This is a genomic window from Arthrobacter oryzae (assembly GCF_030718995.1).
GTDB lineage: Bacteria > Actinomycetota > Actinomycetes > Actinomycetales > Micrococcaceae > Arthrobacter > Arthrobacter oryzae_C.
In genome coordinates this window covers 703680-719301 of record NZ_CP132204.1, presented here as the reverse complement: position 1 = coordinate 719301, position 15622 = coordinate 703680, and the positions used below count along the sequence as shown (strand labels likewise).

At 66.5% G+C, this 15622-nt stretch carries 16 protein-coding genes; 12 read left to right on the top strand and 4 right to left on the bottom strand.

Annotated features, from left to right (window positions below; genetic code table 11):
* From Q8Z05_RS03355 to Q8Z05_RS03330, 6 genes are all read left to right on the top strand, one after another.
* Positions 1 to 876 (top strand): metal ABC transporter permease, encoded by an 876-nt coding sequence (locus Q8Z05_RS03355; RefSeq protein WP_305942086.1) that lies wholly within the window; start codon positions 1 to 3, stop codon positions 874 to 876.
* A gap of 110 nt (positions 877 to 986) precedes the next feature.
* On the top strand, positions 987 to 2675 hold the full coding sequence (locus Q8Z05_RS03350) for an ABC-F family ATP-binding cassette domain-containing protein (RefSeq protein WP_305942085.1): 1689 nt from the start codon (positions 987 to 989) through the stop codon (positions 2673 to 2675).
* A gap of 230 nt (positions 2676 to 2905) precedes the next feature.
* On the top strand, positions 2906 to 3253 hold the full coding sequence (locus Q8Z05_RS03345; RefSeq protein ID WP_305942084.1) for a molybdopterin oxidoreductase: 348 nt from the start codon (positions 2906 to 2908) through the stop codon (positions 3251 to 3253).
* 56 nt (positions 3254 to 3309) lie between these two features.
* The gene (gene nirB, locus Q8Z05_RS03340; protein WP_305943468.1) at positions 3310 to 5832 is read left to right on the top strand and encodes a nitrite reductase large subunit NirB; all 2523 of its coding nucleotides are present in this window, start codon (positions 3310 to 3312) and stop codon (positions 5830 to 5832) included.
* Positions 5829 to 6146, top strand: a complete 318-nt coding sequence (locus Q8Z05_RS03335; RefSeq protein ID WP_305942083.1) for a Rieske (2Fe-2S) protein — start codon at positions 5829 to 5831, stop codon at positions 6144 to 6146. The genes nirB and Q8Z05_RS03335 overlap by 4 nt, the downstream gene beginning before the upstream one ends.
* A gap of 207 nt (positions 6147 to 6353) precedes the next feature.
* Positions 6354 to 7814, top strand: coding sequence for an amino acid permease (locus Q8Z05_RS03330; protein ID WP_305942082.1), 1461 nt, complete (start codon positions 6354 to 6356; stop codon positions 7812 to 7814).
* Positions 7815 to 7894: 80 nt separating this feature from the next.
* On the opposite strand, the gene Q8Z05_RS03325 is transcribed toward Q8Z05_RS03330, so the two are convergent.
* Both Q8Z05_RS03325 and Q8Z05_RS03320 read right to left on the bottom strand, forming a co-directional pair.
* Entirely contained in the window at positions 7895 to 8617 is a 723-nt protein-coding gene (locus tag Q8Z05_RS03325; protein ID WP_305942081.1) for a dienelactone hydrolase family protein, read from the bottom strand.
* Between the two features lie 123 nt (positions 8618 to 8740).
* Positions 8741 to 8917, bottom strand: a complete 177-nt coding sequence (locus Q8Z05_RS03320; protein ID WP_011693098.1) for a CsbD family protein — start codon at positions 8915 to 8917, stop codon at positions 8741 to 8743.
* A gap of 188 nt (positions 8918 to 9105) precedes the next feature.
* Here Q8Z05_RS03320 and Q8Z05_RS03315 point away from each other — a divergent pair, with 188 nt between their 5' ends.
* The 5 genes from Q8Z05_RS03315 to Q8Z05_RS03295 all read left to right on the top strand — a co-directional run bounded on the left by Q8Z05_RS03315 (position 9106) and on the right by Q8Z05_RS03295 (position 13467).
* A complete protein-coding gene (locus Q8Z05_RS03315; protein ID WP_305942080.1) occupies positions 9106 to 9579 on the top strand; it encodes an SRPBCC family protein in 474 nt (157 codons plus the stop codon).
* Positions 9579 to 10271: a pentapeptide repeat-containing protein gene (locus Q8Z05_RS03310; protein ID WP_305942079.1), complete on the top strand. Its 693-nt coding sequence runs from the start codon at positions 9579 to 9581 to the stop codon at positions 10269 to 10271. The genes Q8Z05_RS03315 and Q8Z05_RS03310 overlap by 1 nt, the downstream gene beginning before the upstream one ends.
* Positions 10272 to 10487: 216 nt before the next feature.
* Positions 10488 to 11717, top strand: coding sequence for a thiolase family protein (locus Q8Z05_RS03305; protein ID WP_305942078.1), 1230 nt, complete (start codon positions 10488 to 10490; stop codon positions 11715 to 11717).
* The gene (locus Q8Z05_RS03300; RefSeq protein ID WP_371745917.1) at positions 11717 to 12592 is read left to right on the top strand and encodes an enoyl-CoA hydratase/isomerase family protein; all 876 of its coding nucleotides are present in this window, start codon (positions 11717 to 11719) and stop codon (positions 12590 to 12592) included. The genes Q8Z05_RS03305 and Q8Z05_RS03300 overlap by 1 nt, the downstream gene beginning before the upstream one ends.
* Positions 12593 to 12594: 2 nt before the next feature.
* Positions 12595 to 13467, top strand: a complete 873-nt coding sequence (locus Q8Z05_RS03295) for a 3-hydroxyacyl-CoA dehydrogenase family protein (protein WP_305942076.1) — start codon at positions 12595 to 12597, stop codon at positions 13465 to 13467.
* Between the two features lie 74 nt (positions 13468 to 13541).
* On the opposite strand, the gene Q8Z05_RS03290 is transcribed toward Q8Z05_RS03295, so the two are convergent.
* The gene (locus Q8Z05_RS03290) at positions 13542 to 13982 is read right to left on the bottom strand and encodes an SRPBCC family protein (RefSeq protein ID WP_305942075.1); all 441 of its coding nucleotides are present in this window, start codon (positions 13980 to 13982) and stop codon (positions 13542 to 13544) included.
* A gap of 36 nt (positions 13983 to 14018) precedes the next feature.
* Here Q8Z05_RS03290 and Q8Z05_RS03285 point away from each other — a divergent pair, with 36 nt between their 5' ends.
* Positions 14019 to 14627, top strand: a complete 609-nt coding sequence (locus Q8Z05_RS03285; RefSeq protein ID WP_305942074.1) for a GNAT family N-acetyltransferase — start codon at positions 14019 to 14021, stop codon at positions 14625 to 14627.
* Positions 14628 to 14650: 23 nt separating this feature from the next.
* Here the strand turns inward: Q8Z05_RS03285 and Q8Z05_RS03280 are convergent, their stop codons facing one another.
* Positions 14651 to 15532 (bottom strand): SGNH/GDSL hydrolase family protein, encoded by an 882-nt coding sequence (locus tag Q8Z05_RS03280; RefSeq protein WP_305942073.1) that lies wholly within the window; start codon positions 15530 to 15532, stop codon positions 14651 to 14653.
* Positions 15533 to 15622: the final 90 nt, after the last annotated feature.

Here is a 15622-nt window from a genome sequence, read left to right as displayed (position 1 = left end):
ATGGACCTCATTGACATCCTGCTGGAACCGTTGAGCTACGACTTCATGGTGCGCGCCATCATCACCACAGCGCTTGCCGCCATTGTCTGCGCCGTGCTGAGCTGCTGGCTGGTGCTGATCGGCTGGTCGCTCATGGGCGACGCCGTCTCCCACGCCGTGCTGCCCGGCGTCGTGCTGGCCTATATCGTGGGCGCACCGTTTGCCCTGGGCGCGCTGGTGTTCGCGCTGATCGCCGTCACCCTGATCGGGGTGGTCCGGAACACCAGCCGGGTCAAGGAGGACGCGGCGATCGGCATTGTGTTCACCTCGCTGTTCGCCCTGGGCCTGGTGCTGATCTCCGTCACGCCCAGCCAGACCGACCTCAACCACATTATTTTCGGCAACCTGCTGGGCGTCAGCGATTCGGACATGATCCAGGTGCTGGTGCTGGGAGTGGTGGCGTTCGCCATCCTGATCCTCAAACGCCGGGACCTCACCCTGTACGCCTTCGACCCCACGCACGCCCACGCCATCGGCCTGTCCCCGAAGCGGCTGGGAGCGCTGCTGCTGGGACTCCTGGCGCTGACCTCCGTGGTGGCGCTGCAGACCGTCGGCGTGGTGCTGGTGGTGGCCATGCTGATCATCCCCGGCGCCACCGCCTACCTGCTGACGGACCGGTTCTCCCGCATGCTGGTGATCGCCCCGGTCATTTCGGCGGCCTGCTCGATCGCCGGCATCTACCTCAGCTACTACCTGGACACCGCCTCCGGTGCCATGGTGGTGCTCACCCAAGGTGCCATTTTCGCCGTCGTCTATCTGTTCAGCCCCCGCCAGGGGCTGATCGGCACGCGGCTGGCGAAGGCGCGGCGCAGGAAGGCAGCGGCCCTCGCCGTCTGAGGGAAACGGCGTACGACGGCGGCGCTTGACGCCGGGGGTCCGGCCGGGCAGGGTGGACGGATGAAGTCCTAACAAGCCCCGCCACACTCCGTACCCCGTTAGGACTCACTGTGACTGAACACCTTTCCCTGACCGGCGTCACCCATGGCTACGGTGACCGGCGGCTCTTCACTGCGGTTGACCTCGTCATCGGTGCCGGTGAACATGTGGCCGTCGTCGGTGAAAACGGGGCCGGAAAATCAACTTTGCTCCGGATCCTCGCCGGGCTCGAGAACCCCAACGAAGGCACTGCCGCGTGCCACGGGCGCGTCGGCTACCTGGCGCAGACCACCGGCCTGCCGGCGTCGTTCACGGTGGGCAACGCGATCGACGACGCCCTGGCGTCGCTGCGCGGACTCGAGGCAGAGCTGGACTCCTTGGAAGCGGGCCTGGCAGACGCCGACGAGGAGCAGCTGGAGCGCTACGGCAACCTGCAGACCCAGTACCAGCTGCGGGAAGGGTACGCCGCGGAGTCGCGCGTGGAGGCAGCCCTGGACCGCCTGGGCCTCGGCGGGCTGGACCGGCGGCGGACGCTGGGGTCGCTCTCGGGCGGGGAACAGCACCGGGTTGCGCTGGCCTGCGTGCTGGCTGATCCGGCGGACATCCTCCTGCTGGACGAGCCCACCAACCACCTGGACGCCAGCGGAACGGCCTGGCTCGAGGCGCGGCTGGCCGCCCACCGGGGAACCGTCGTCGTGGTTTCCCATGACCGGGCGCTGCTGCGCAAAGTGGCCGTTTCCGTCATCGAAGTGGACGCCGAACGGTGCGCCGTCAACCGGTACGGCAACGGCTACGAGGGGTATCTGCGGGAGAAGGCGGCCGAGCGTGAACGCTGGGTGCAGCAGTACCGCACCTGGCTGGACGCGATGGCGGCCGAACGCCTGCAGGCGGACACCGTGGCCGGGAAGATGGGTTACGCCCGGAGGCGCGACGGCGACAAGATGGGCTTCGACTTCAAGGCCGGCACCTGGCAGCAGGCTGCCAGCAGCAAGGTCCGCAACGCCCAGGAGCGGCTGCGCAGGCTCGAAGCCAACCCCGTGGACCGTCCGCCGGTTCCGTTGAAACTGGCGGTGGACCTGCAGCCGGAGACCGGTGGGGGCGCGGACTCCGGTGTCGCCGGCGCGTCCGGTGCGGCCGCTGGACCGGCCCTGGAGGCACGCGGTGTGGTGGTTCACGGGCGGCTGGAACGGACGGACTTCCGGGTGGAGGCCGGCCGGAAGATCCTGATCACGGGTCCCAACGGCGCTGGTAAATCCACCCTTCTGTCCGTCCTTGCCGGCACGCTGGAACCGGACGCGGGGACCGTGGCGCGGCGCGGCCGGATCGGCTATTTGCAGCAGGAACTGGAACCGCCTATCCGTCCGGGGCAGCGGCTGCTGCCCGCTTTCGTGGCCGGACTGGGCGGGAACATCGACGAGCACGCGGAGGCCCTGCTGCGGCTGGGCCTTTTCCGCACCACCGAATTCCATGTGCCCGTGGGCAGCCTTTCCGCCGGACAGCAGCGCAGGCTGGCCCTCGCCCGGCTCCTGCTGGGCGGCTTCGGGACGATGCTCGTGGACGAACCCACCAACCACCTGGCACCCGTGCTGGTGGAACAGCTGGAAGCGGCCCTCTCGGAATTCGGCGGGACGCTGATCATGGTGAGCCACGACCGCGCGCTGGGGGAGTGGTTCGATAAATGCGCCGCGCGTGAGGCCGCCGCCGGAAGCCCGGCCGGGAGCTGGCTGCGGTACACCATGCGGGACGGCGCACTGCAGTAGCTGCGGGGTAGCTTCGCAGTAGCTGCGGGGGCCGGAAACCGGGCCCGAAACCGGGCCCGAAACCGGGCCGCGGAACGGTGAGGTTTGCGTTAAGGGATCGTTACTCCCTGCGCGCCGGGCCGAAACAACTGCGGAGCAGGATGGAAGGGAGTCAGTGATTCCCACGCTCAAGTAGCACCCGCGCGCACCGCCGCCGGGCCCCTACCCAGCCGGCCGAAAGGATCCCTCCCGTGATCACCAAGAACCTCTTCCTGCAGGGCGTCTTCCCCTTCGAGGGTGCCGGACTTGAAAAGCCCGTTCCCATCCACCGGGAGCTCGCGCACTTCGTTCCGGACGGAATCATCAACCAGACCCTCTACTTCCGCGGCGGCAACTCCACCTCCGAGCTGATCACCGCGGTCCTGATGCGCGACGGCGCGCCCATGCGGTATTTCCCCATCGGCGCCAAGAGCGACGTCCACGTGCCGCTCCGCGTGGTGGAGGACATCGAAGGCGGCTCGGTGATCGAAGTGTTCCTCCTGGCGGCCGACGGCGTCACGGGCTACGTGGTCATCGACCTGGGCATGGTGGAACACTGATGACCGCCGTCGCAGACCAAAACAAGCGCAAGACGCCCCACAAGGCCCAGCACGAGATGCCCGGGCCTGTCTCCCTCACGAAAGGCAGGCGGCCGCCGGGAAAGCCGGACACCCGCCGTCGGCTGGTGGTGATTGGCAACGGCATGGCCGGTGCCCGTGCCGTGGAAGAGATCCTGGCCCGCGGCGGCGCCGAGCAGTTCACCATCACGATGTTCGGCGACGAGCCGTACGGCAACTACAACAGGATCATGCTCAGCCACGTCCTCTCCGGGGAGGAAAGCGACGCGGACATCTTCCTGAACTCCCTGCACTGGTACCAGGACAACAACATCACGCTGCACGCCGGCGTCCGGGTGGAGCGGATCGACCGCTTCACCAAATACGTCTTCGCCAACAACGGCCATGTGGTCCCGTACGACGTCCTGATCATCGCCACCGGCAGCCAGTCGTTCATGCCTCCGATGGACGGCCTCTACACCCCCAGCGGCTCGATCAAACCCGGCGTCTTCACGTTCCGCACCATCGACGACACCCGCAACATGGTGGAGCACGCGCAGTACGAAGATCACTACAGGGCCGTGGTGATCGGCGGCGGCCTGCTGGGACTGGAAGCGGCGCGGGGTCTCCAAAGCCATGGCATCGAGGTGGACGTAGTCCACTCCGGCGCGCACCTCATGAACGCCCAGATGGGGCCTGACGGCGGAGCCATCCTGCGCCGGAGCGTCGAGGCCCTGGGCATCCGGGTGCACACCGGCAGCCGCACCACCGCGGTCCTGGGAGCGGACAGGGTCACCGGGGTCCGGCTGCGGGACCGGCCTGACATCGCCTGCGACATGGTGGTGGTGGCCGCAGGAATCCGCCCCAACGTGGACCTCGCCGTGCTGAGCGGCCTGCACGTGGAGCGGGCCACTGTGGTGGATGACCAGCTGCGCGTGGTGGACGAGGACAGCATCTATGCCGTAGGCGAATGCGTCCAGCACCGCGGCGAGGTCTATGGACTGGTGGCACCGCTCTGGGAACAGGCCGCGGTGCTCGCCGACCACGTCACCGGCGCGGACACCACCGCGGCATACCTGGGTTCCCGGACCGCCACCAAACTCAAGGTTGCCGGCGTCGAAGTCGCGTCCATGGGCCTGACGGGCCCGGAGCGGGAGACGGACGAACACATCGTGTTCTCCGAACCCAGCCGCGGCGTGTTCAAGTCCATCGTCATCCGCGACAACAAAATGGTGGGAGCCACCCTCCTCGGTGACAGCCGCAAGGTGGCCTACCTGACCCAGGCCTTCGACAAGGGCCTCCCGCTGCCGGAGGAGCGGATCTCGCTGATGTTCGATCTTGGCGGTCCCGCCGAAGAACAGGGTGTGGCCGAGCTCAGCGATGACGCGCAGGTCTGCAACTGCAACGGCGTCAGCAAGAAATCCCTGGTGGACGTGGTCAGGGGCGGGTGCAACACCGTGGCCGGAGCCATGGACGCCACCCGTGCAGGCAAGGGCTGCGGTTCCTGCAAGCTGCTGGTGAAGCAGGTGGTGGAATGGGCCGCGGACGGTTCGGTGGAGGAGGACCCGGCCGCCAGCTACTACGTCCCGGGCATCCCGCTGGACAAAGCTTCGCTGATGGCGGCCATCCGCAAGCAGGGCCTCCGCTCTGTGTCCGCCGTGTTTGCCGCGCTGGCGCCCGGCAGCGCGGAGGATGCCAAATCCAAGATGGGCCTCGCGTCCCTGATGAAGATGATGCTCGCGGACCAGTACATCGACGAGCGGGACGCCCGGTTCATCAACGACCGCGTCCACGCCAACATCCAGCGGGACGGCACGTTCTCCGTGGTTCCCCAGATGAAGGGCGGCGTGACGTCGGTCCAGCAGCTGCGCCGGATTGCCGACGTCGCCGAAAAGCACAACATCCCCCTGATCAAGCTGACGGGAGGGCAGCGCATCGACCTGCTGGGTGTGCCCAAGGAGGACCTGCCGCAGGTGTGGGCTGACCTGGACATGCCCTCCGGCTACGCGTACGGGAAGAGCTTCCGCACCGTCAAGACCTGCGTGGGCAAGGACTTTTGCCGCTACGGCACCGGCGATTCCACCAAGCTGGGGATCGAGATCGAGTCGCAGTTCCAGGGGATCGAGGCGCCGGCCAAACTGAAGCTGGCCGTCTCGGGCTGCCCGCGGAACTGCGCCGAGTCGCTGGTCAAGGACGTTGGCGTGGTGGCAGTGGAGGGCGGCCGCTGGGAAATCTACGTCGGGGGAGCGGCCGGCGCCCACATCCGCAAGGGCGACCTGCTGGCCTCCGTTGATGACCCCGAGAAGGTGAAGGTGCTGACGGGCCGGTTCATGCAGTACTACCGGGAAAACGCCAACTGGCTGGAGCGCACCTACTCCTTCGTGCCCCGGGTGGGCATCGACCATATCCGCGCCGTGGTGGTGGACGACGCGCAGGGCCTCGCGGCGGGGCTTGACGCGGCCATGCAGGCCTCCGTGGACAGCTACGTGGACCCGTGGACCGAACGCGACGATCCGCTCACGCCGGGGCAGTTCCGCACCTCCCTGCCGCTCACGGTGCTGCCCCAGGTGCCGGTCCGATGAACGCGGGATACAACCTCGGCCCAGTGGACCAGGTCCCGTTCGGGGAGGGGCGGGCCTTCGGCGTCGACGGGGTACAGGTGGCGGTCTTCCGGCTCCGCGACGGCAGCCTGCGGGCGCTGTCCGCCGTGTGCCCGCATAAGGGCGGCCCGATCGCGGACGGCACCATCGACCAGGACCTGGTCCTGTGCCCGCTGCACCAGAACGCCTTCAGGCTGGACACGGGCTGTTCCACCACCGGCGCCGAACCTCTGACCAGCTACGACGTCCAAACGGATAATCATCAGAATATTATTCTGCGAATGTCGGCCTGGTAGGTGAATTTGTTCGGCATAACTCCTTCCACCTGTTGTCTGCGTCACTGACGGTTCTGCGGGCCTTGTAAACTGGGGAGGCCGCGCGAACTTCGACGCCTTGCGAGTTTTTGTCCAGATAATTGCCCCAAACGGGGGATAAACCCGAATTATCTGGACAAAAACTCCGCGTTCCTGAGCCGGCCATCCCCCGACCCACAAGGAACAGTTGTGCCACAAAGTACCCCAACAGAACTCGTGAGCCCGCCGGCGCAATCCGCCGTCGTCGACTCCACCCTCAGCGCCGAGGGCTACAAGAAGTCCCTCAGCGGCCGCCAGGTCACCATGATCGCCATGGGCGGCGCCATCGGCGTCGGTCTCTTCATGGGTGCCGGCGGACGCCTGGCCTCCACGGGCCCCGCGCTGATCTTCTCCTACGCCATTGCCGGCGTCATCGCCTACCTGCTGATGCGCGCCCTGGGTGAACTCATCATGTACCGCCAGACCTCCGGCTCCTTCGTGAGCTATGCCGGCGAGATGTTCGGCAAGAAGGGCGCGTACCTGTCCGGATGGATGTATTTCATCAACTGGGCCATGACCGGCATCGCCGAGCTCATCGCGATCGGACTCTACTTCCAGTTCTTCTTCCCCAACGTGCCCGTTGAACTGTCCGCCATCGCGGCCCTGCTGCTGCTCGTGGGCGTCAACCTTCTGAGCGTCAAGGCGTTCGGCGAATTCGAATTCTGGGCCTCCTGCCTCAAGGTGGGCGCCATCGTGATCTTCCTCGCCGTGGGCACCTTCATGGTGGTCACCAACGCCCAGGTGGGCGACGGCAATGCTTCGGTCAACAACCTCTTCGCGGCCGAAGGCGGGATGTTCCCCAAGGGTGCGCTGGTGATGATCCTCGTCCTGAACGCCGTGATCTTCGCCTACAACGGCATTGAGCTCGTGGGCATCACGGCCGGCGAAATGCAGGACCCGGCCAAGGAAGTGCCCAAGGCCATCCGCGCCGTCGTCTTCCGCATCGTGGTGTTCTATGTCGGTTCCGTGACCCTCCTGGCCATGCTGCTGCCCTCGGACCAGTACGTTGCCGGCACCTCGCCGTTCGTCACCGTGTTCGGCCAGATGGGCCTGGGCTGGATGGGCGATGTCATGAACATGATCGTCATCACCGCCGCGCTGTCCTCCTGCAACTCGGGCCTGTACTCGATCGGCCGGATCTTCCGCACCATGGCCAACAACGGACACGCTCCGGAGTGGCTGACAAGGATGTCCAAGAGCCACGTGCCGTACGCCGCCATCCTGGCCATCGGTGCCGTTTACCTGGTGGGCATCCTGCTCAACATCTGGCTCGGCGGCTCGCACGCCTTCGACCTTGCGCTCAACTCGGCGTCGATCGGCGTGATCTTCACGTGGGGTGCCATCTTCGCCAGCCAGATCGCGCTGCGCAAGAAGAAGGGCAAGGTCTCCTCCCTGCCCGCGCCCGGCGGAACCTGGAGCAGCTGGGCCGGCCTCATTGCCCTGCTCGCCATCACGGTGCTGATCGGCTTCGACACCATGACCAGCAAGACCGGCGAGGTCTTCCACCTCGGCCTCTGGACGCTCGCCACCATTCCGTTCTTCGCCCTGGTGCTGTGGCTCGGCTGGCAGAAGGTCAGGAACAACGAACCGAAGAGCGAGCTCTTCAGCTAGCGCGTTTCACCTAAGCAGTACGCGCCCAAGCAGTACGACGACGGCGGGTCACCCTTTCGGGCGGCCCGCCGTCGTCGTGACTAGGTCTTCAGGTGCTTGGCGAAATGGTCCTCGATCCGCTGCCAGGCTTCCGCGGCTGCGTCCGGATTCGGCTTGATTCCAAGCACGCGGAAGAGCGGGCGGAGCGGCCGGGGCCCTTCCTCGGCGTCGTTCATGAACGCGTGGCCGGCGCCGTCGAATTCCTTGATGTCGTGCTCGATGCCCAGCGTATCCAGCGCGGTTTCCAATCTGGCCGCGGCACCGGGAAGGGTGCGGTCCGCCTTGCCGAAGTTGCCCACCACGGGACATGCGCCGAGCAGTGCCGCTTCCGGGTTTTTGGGCAGCCTGCCGTAGTTGACGGCTGCCGCGTCGAACCCGTCCTTGGCCACGAGCAGGGCAAAGCCGCCGCCCATGCAGAATCCGATCACCCCGACTTTGCCGTTGGTGCGCCCCGACTGCTCCAGCCAGGCGTGGGCGGTTGCCAGGTCCGCGAAGGCCTTGCCTGTGCCGGAGAGCAGCGACCGCATGGTGGAGACCAGGCAGCGGCGCGGTCCGCCGTCGCTGAAGAGGTCCACGGCCAGGGCCAGGTAGCCGGCTGCTGCCAGCCGGTCCGCCTGGCGCCGCGAAATGTCGTTGAGGCCGAACGCTTCGTGGATCATCAGGACGGCGGGAAACGGCCCCGTTCCTTCGGGTTCCGCCAGGTAGCCGCGGAGGTTTGGGGAGCCCGCTGACGTGCCGGGTCCGCTGAGATCAATGATTGTCATGGCGCGGACTTCCCGTCGTCGGATGCTGTCTCCCCGAGAATCCCACAAAAAAGGCGGGCACCCCCCATAAGGAATGCCCGCCAACTTTCCCCGGCAACGGCCGTGGCCGCCGCCCGAGGCGCTTTAGTCTCTTTTGAACTCGTCCTTCACGTTTTCGCCAACTTTCTTGGCGTCAGCAACAACCTGGTCCTTCTGACCCTCTGCGCGCAGACGGTCATTGTCCGTGGCGTTGCCGGCCGCTTCCTTGGCCTTGCCGCCGAGGTGCTCTGCTTCGTTCTGAATTTTGTCGCCGATTCCCATGGTGTATTCCACCTTTCGTTGCCGGTAAAAAAACTAAGCAGTTTCACCATAACACAAAGCATGCTTACTAAATCTGGCGGCGAATGTGCCAGTTTGGTGCGCGGCTTCAGCGGACTTCGGCGGACCCGCTGCCGTTGCGGGTCCGCGGGGAGGCCCGGTTGTCGGCGGCTCCCGATAGGCTCGGGAGCATGGATCACAAGACCACCCTCACGCGCCACATCAATGCCAGTCCGGACAAGGTCTGGGCCGTGATCTCGGACATCCCGGGCTCGGCCGCCACCCTCTCCGGCGTCGCCTCCATCCGAATGCTCAGCGAGGGCGGATATGGCGAAGGCACGCGCTGGAAGGAAACCCGCACCATGATGGGCCGGGCCGAAACCGTGGAAATGTGGGTGTCGCAGGCCGAGCCGCCGTCGGCATCCGGGGCCGGCAGTACGACGGTGAAGGCGCTCCAGGGCGGCGCGGACTACACCACGCGGTTCGTCCTTGCCGAACGCGACGGCGGGACGGACCTCGCGCTGACCTTCGGTGCCGAAATGGTCAAACCCACCCTCCTGGGCAAGGTCATGATGGCGCTGTTCGGGCGGCTCGGCATGAGCATCACCAAAAAGGCGCTGGCCAAGGACCTTGCCGACATTGCGGCCAAGGCCGAGTCCCTCTGATGACAGGCAGGCAGGCCGCGGGGCGAACAACTGCGGGGAAGGCTCCCAAGGTGACAGCCCCCAGGCTTTCGCCGGTCCGGCTCGACGAACTCCGTGACGAGGCCTCCCCGGATTTCCGGCGCGGTGAAAGATACGACGGCGTGAGGTTCCGCCGCGCTGACGCCGACGGTTTGGAGCTGAGCGGCACGGACTTCGCCGAGTGTGAATTCGACGGAGTCTCGTTCAACGAAACCCAGCTCCGCGGTGCGACATTCCGGGACTGCATCCTGGCCGAGGCCTATGCCCCGGTGTTCACGGCTGCGCGGGCCACGCTTCGGGACGTGGAGATCAGCAATCCCCGGTGGGGTTCGGCGGAGCTGTATGAGAGCGGCTGGACCTCGGTGCGGATCGACGGCGGCAAGCTGGACTACGTGAACCTGCGCGGCTCCCGGCTGACGGACGTGCAGATCAGCGACTGCATCATCAACGAACTGGACCTCGGCTCGGTGACGGGCACCCGGGTGGCGCTGAAGAACTGCACCATCGGCACCCTGGATCTTGCCGGCGCCAAACTCAAGGACTTCGACCTGAGGACCACCGACTTCCGCACCATCAGCGGACTTGAGAGCCTGTCCGGCGTGGTGATCGACGACTACCAGCTGAGCCTCCTGGCCCCGCTGCTGGCTGCCCATCTCGGCGTCGTGGTGCTGTAACTTTCCGGAGTTTTTGTCCACTTATCGCGTCCAAAAGGGGCCTTATCTCGCGATAAGTGGACAAAAACTCCCCGGGGAGTGGAGGGGGGCCGGTTGACCCCTTGCGGCCGCCGTGTAATCTTTATAGAACGAACGGTCGGTAAATTAGCGCTTGTGATTCAAACGCTGTTTGGCGCCGCAGATGACATTGCCGTTAATCGCGTGAAGGGTGTTTCCATGGCCTCAGCAGTAGCAGGACCGCAGGCATTTTTGGTGGGCGGTGCCCGGACACCGGTGGGCCGCTACGGAGGCGCACTCTCGGCCGTTCGCCCGGACGACCTCGCCGCCTTGGTGGTCCGCGAAGCCGTTTCCCGCGCAGGCCTTGACCCCGATTCCATCGACGAAGTGATCCTCGGCAACGCGAATGGCGCAGGCGAGGAGAACCGCAACGTGGCCCGCATGGCCACCCTGCTCGCCGGGCTTCCCCTCCACATCCCGGGCATCACGGTCAACCGGCTATGCGCCTCGGGTCTGAGCGCCATCATCATGGCCAGCCAGATGATCAAGTCCGGTGCTGCGGACATCGTGATCGCCGGCGGCGTGGAATCGATGAGCCGGGCACCCTGGGTGCAGGAAAAGCCGCAGACCGCCTTCGCCAAGCCCGGCGCCATCTTCGACACCTCCATCGGCTGGCGCTTCGCCAACCCGCTGTTCCAGAAGGGCGAGCTGTCCCGGGACGGCAAAATGACCTACTCCATGCCGGAAACGGCTGAGGAAGTGGGCCGCGTGGACGGCATCTCCCGCGAAGACGCGGACGCCTTCGCCGTGCGCTCCCACGAACGCTCGCTCGCGGCCATCGCCGCCGGCCGGTTCAAGGACGAAATCGTCCCCGTGACGGTCAAGACCCGCAAGGGCGAAACCGTGGTGGACACCGACGAAGGCCCCCGCGCCGGCACCACCATGGACGTTCTCTCCGGACTCCGCCCCGTGGTCAAGGGCGGATCGATCGTCACGGCCGGCAACTCCTCCACGCTGAACGACGGCGCCTCCGCCATCATCGTCGCGTCCGAAGCCGCTATCCAGAAGCTCGGCCTCACCCCGCGGGCCCGCATCATCGACGGCGCCTCCGCCGGCTGCGAACCGGAGATCATGGGCATCGGCCCCGTGCCGGCCACCCAGAAGGTGCTGGGCCGGAGCGGCTACAGCGTCGGCGACCTTGGCGCCGTCGAACTTAACGAAGCGTTTGCCACCCAGTCGCTGGCCAGCATGCGCCGGCTCGGCCTGGACCCGGAGATCGTGAACCGCGACGGCGGCGCCATCAGCCTGGGGCATCCGCTCGGTTCCAGCGGCTCACGGATCGCCATCACCCTGCTGGGGCGGATGGAACGCGAGGACGCCAAAATGGGTCTCGCCACCATGTGCATCGGCGTCGGCCAGGGCACCGCGATGCTGCTGGAGCGCGTGTAATGGCGGCCCCGGACAGCGCGATCGGAGACGTGAGCACCCAGGACCTGAACACCACTGACCTGAGCACCCGGGACTTCACAACCCTCCTGGTCGAGGAGCGTGACGACCGCGTGGTGGTGCTCCTCAACCGCCCGGAGGTCCGGAACGCCATCGACCAGCAGATGGTGGACGAACTCCACGCCGTATGCGCCGCGCTGGAGCAGAACCCCAAGGTACTGATCATTGCGGGCGTGGACGGTGTCTTCGCCTCGGGTGCGGACATCGCCCAGCTGCGCGAACGGCGACGGGACGATGCACTGCAGGGCATCAACTCCACGATCTTCGTCCGGATCGCCAAGCTGCCCATGCCCGTCATTGCCGCACTGGACGGCTACTGCCTCGGCGGCGGCGCGGAGCTCGCCTACGCCGCGGACTTCCGGATCGGCACGCCCAGCGTCCGCATCGGCAACCCCGAGACCGGCCTGGGCATCCTCGCCGCGGCCGGCGCCAGCTGGCGGCTCAAGGAACTGGTGGGCGAACCGGTGGCCAAGCAGATCCTGCTGGCCGGCCTGGTGCTCCGCGCCGAACAGGCCCTCGCCGTCAACCTCATCACCGAAATCCACGAGGCGCCCGTGCTGATGGACGGCGCGCACAGCCTCGCGGACCGCATTGCCCGGCAGGACCCGCTGGCCGTGCGGATCACCAAGTCCGTGTTCCACGCACCGGCCGAGGCGCACCCGCTGATTGACCAGCTGGCGCAGGGCATCCTGTTCGAGTCCCAGGCGAAGTTCGACAGAATGCAGGCTTTCCTGGACAAGAAGACGGATAAAAAAGCAGTCAAGAAGACGGCCAAGGTATCAGCCACGAATTCAGACCAATCAGACGGGACGAAGTAACCATGAGCAACTCCGTACTTCCGGCGGACCTTCCCCCAACAGTCGGTGTCCTCGGCGGCGGCCGGATGGGGGCCGGCATCGCCCACGCCTTCCTGATCAACGGCGCCAACGTCCTGGTGGTGGAGCGGGACGAGGCCTCGGCCGAGGCAGCCCGGGAACGCGTGGAGTCCGCCGCCGCCAAGAGCATCGAGCGCGGCGCCACGGACGGCAACCTGGACGAAATGGTCTCGCGGCTCTCCGTCACGGTGGACTATGACGACTTCAAGGACCGCCAGCTGGTGGTCGAGGCCGTTCCGGAGGACTGGGACCTGAAGGTCGCCTCCCTCCGCGGCATCGAGGAGCGCCTCTCTGACGACGCCTACCTCGCCTCCAACACGTCCTCGCTGTCCGTCAACGGATTGGCCCGCGAACTGAAGCGTCCGGGAAACTTCCTGGGCCTGCACTTCTTCAACCCTGTCCCTGCGTCCACGCTCATCGAGGTGGTGCTCGGCGAACAGACGTCCCCGGACCTGGCGGCCGCAGCCAAAAGGTGGGTGGAGGCACTCGGCAAGACCGCCGTCGTCGTCAATGATGCCCCCGGCTTTGCCTCGTCACGTCTGGGCGTGGCCATCGCCCTGGAAGCGATGCGCATGGTGGAGGAAGGCGTCGCGTCCGCCGAGGACATCGACAACGCCATGGTGTTGGGCTACAAGCACCCCACCGGTCCGCTGCGCACCACGGACATCGTGGGCCTGGACGTCCGGCTGGGCATTGCGGAGTACCTGCAGTCGACTCTGGGGGAGCGCTTCGCGCCGCCGCAGATCCTGCGCGACAAGGTGGCCCGCCGCGAGCTGGGTCGCAAAACCGGCAAGGGCTTCTTCGACTGGCCGGCTTAAGGCTCGACGGCGGTGTTCCCGCCTAGCGCGGGCCGCGTCCGCTTGGCGCGCGGCCCGCTTAGCGGTGTTCCCGCCTAGCGTCCGGCCCGGGCGTCGAGGGCGGACTTCAGGCCGTTCATCGCGGGATCCCGGAGTGACATAAAGGCCGGCTTCATGAACGGTTCAATGAGTTTGAGGGCGCCCTTGAGCTGGAACTCCGCCGTGTACTTCACGGTGCAGCCGGTCCCGTCCGGCGAGACGTCGATCGAGTCCTCGGAGATCACCGTTTTGTTTTCGCCGCGGAGCTTGATGTGGTTGCGGGTCAGCTCCACCACTTCGTAGATGAGGGTCTGCCGCTTGCCCCGGAATTCCGCTTCGGCGTGGTACCGGTGGCCCACGGCAACCGGCCCCTCGGAGAGCTTCTTCACCACGGGCGTGCCCGGATCCCATTCCGCGGTGTGCTCGAAGGCTGACAGGTAGGTGAAGGCTTCCTCTGCCCCGAGGGGAGAGCTGACGGTTCCCGCTACTGTGATCATCCCAACAGCCTAGCCTCTGCCCCCTAGGATGGTCCGGTGACTTCCATCGAACCCATCACGCTGACCGGCCAACACGTTGTGCTCGAGCCGTTGAGCCGCGCGCACCACGGCGGACTGGTGGACGCCGCCCGCGACGGCGAGCTCTGGAAGCTCTGGTACACCAGCGTGCCCACCCCGGAAGGCATGGCCGCGGAGATCGACCGGCGACTCCGGCTCCAGGAAACCGGCTCCATGCTGCCGTTCACCGCGCGCCTCCTGGACCCCGCCACCGGCGGCCCCGGCAGGGTGATCGGGATGACCACCTATATGAACATCGACGCCGCCACTCCCCGCGTGGAGATCGGTTCCACGTGGAATGCTGCGTCTTCGCACGGCACCGGAACCAACGCGGACTCGAAGCTGCTGCTCCTGCGGCATGCCTTTGAAACGCTGGGGTGCCCGGCTGTCGAGTTCCGGACGCACTGGCTCAACCACCAGTCACGGGAGGCGATTGCGCGGCTGGGAGCCAAGCAGGACGGCGTGCTGCGCAGCCACACCCGGACCGCGGACGGGCAGCTCCGGGACACCGTGGTGTTCTCGATCCTGGAGCACGAGTGGCCCATGGTCCGCGCAGGCCTGGAGTTCAGGCTCGCCAAGCGGCGCTAGGCGAGCCTGAACTGACAGGACCTCTACCTCGCCAATTTGGCCGGCTGGACCTCGGTCATAATCGCCGTGGCATAAGCCCGGTGCCCGGTGGGATTCGGGTGGAAGTTGGTGTCAGCCAGGGGGTTGCCGCTGTCGTAGGCGATCCAGGGATCGTCGGAGTTCACGGCGTGCCCGGCAAACCTGGTGGTGACATCGACGAACTGGGCGTCCGCCCCGCCGGCCTTGGCACTGGCGACGGCACCGGCGATGGCGGTGTTGAGACTGTCGGTGGCCCGGTTGATCAGGACCTGCTCGTCCGCGGAGAAGTAGGGATTCCCGTCGGCCGGTTCGAACAGCCTGGGATACCCCAGGACCGCGATCTTCGCGTTCGGAGCCAACGCGTGGATTGTCGCGTAGGCGCTTGCCAGCCCGGCGCCCACCTGTCCAAGCGCGCCCTCCGACGCCGCGACCGCGTTGGCGCACACTTCCACGCCATTGGTTGCGCAGGCAAACAGTACGGGGCTCACTCCGGCGTCATTGGCTCCGGCGGTGATGGTGACCATGCCGGTGGAGGCGTTCAGGTCCTGCGTGTAGGCCAGCGTCTGGATCTGGGTTTGCACGCTCTTCTCAGTTCCGCCGGTGAGGAGTGCCCCGTGGCAGGCGGCGTTGACCACCAGGGACACTCGGCCTGTTTTGTCGACGTCGCCGACGTACCCCGGGGTGCTCTGCCAGCACGTTGTGCCCGCCGGTTTGTCTGCTGCTCCGGCGCCGGTCCCCGCAGTGTAGGAGTCACCGATGGCGACGTAGTCAAGTCCTCCCTCAGGTGCGGCTCCCGCAGGACCCGCCGCGGTTCCCAATGCCAGCGTCAGCGTTGCCAGGCCGGCAGCGAATGCCGCGCTCCGCCGTCGTAATATCCGGTCACTCATCAGTTTCCCCTTTGTTCTGAACTGTGCACCGGGCTCCTGGCCGCGGGCCGCGGCCAGGCCGCAAGTACGCCCAACGGTACATCCATCAAC

What these genes read in the sequence shown, in the direction of transcription:
- Q8Z05_RS03355 (WP_305942086.1), top strand. Translation starts at nt 1, where the DNA reads ATGGACCTCATTGACATCCTGCTGGAACCGTTGAGCTACGACTTCATG.
- nirB (WP_305943468.1), top strand. Translation starts at nt 3,310, where the DNA reads ATGCCCGGGCCTGTCTCCCTCACGAAAGGCAGGCGGCCGCCGGGAAAG.
- Q8Z05_RS03335 (WP_305942083.1), top strand. Translation starts at nt 5,829, where the DNA reads ATGAACGCGGGATACAACCTCGGCCCAGTGGACCAGGTCCCGTTCGGG.
- Q8Z05_RS03325 (WP_305942081.1), bottom strand. Translation starts at nt 8,617, where the DNA reads ATGACAATCATTGATCTCAGCGGACCCGGCACGTCAGCGGGCTCCCCA.
- Q8Z05_RS03320 (WP_011693098.1), bottom strand. Translation starts at nt 8,917, where the DNA reads ATGGGAATCGGCGACAAAATTCAGAACGAAGCAGAGCACCTCGGCGGC.
- Q8Z05_RS03315 (WP_305942080.1), top strand. Translation starts at nt 9,106, where the DNA reads ATGGATCACAAGACCACCCTCACGCGCCACATCAATGCCAGTCCGGAC.
- Q8Z05_RS03310 (WP_305942079.1), top strand. Translation starts at nt 9,579, where the DNA reads ATGACAGGCAGGCAGGCCGCGGGGCGAACAACTGCGGGGAAGGCTCCC.
- Q8Z05_RS03305 (WP_305942078.1), top strand. Translation starts at nt 10,488, where the DNA reads ATGGCCTCAGCAGTAGCAGGACCGCAGGCATTTTTGGTGGGCGGTGCC.
- Q8Z05_RS03300 (WP_371745917.1), top strand. Translation starts at nt 11,717, where the DNA reads ATGGCGGCCCCGGACAGCGCGATCGGAGACGTGAGCACCCAGGACCTG.
- Q8Z05_RS03295 (WP_305942076.1), top strand. Translation starts at nt 12,595, where the DNA reads ATGAGCAACTCCGTACTTCCGGCGGACCTTCCCCCAACAGTCGGTGTC.
- Q8Z05_RS03290 (WP_305942075.1), bottom strand. Translation starts at nt 13,982, where the DNA reads ATGATCACAGTAGCGGGAACCGTCAGCTCTCCCCTCGGGGCAGAGGAA.
- Q8Z05_RS03280 (WP_305942073.1), bottom strand. Translation starts at nt 15,532, where the DNA reads ATGAGTGACCGGATATTACGACGGCGGAGCGCGGCATTCGCTGCCGGC.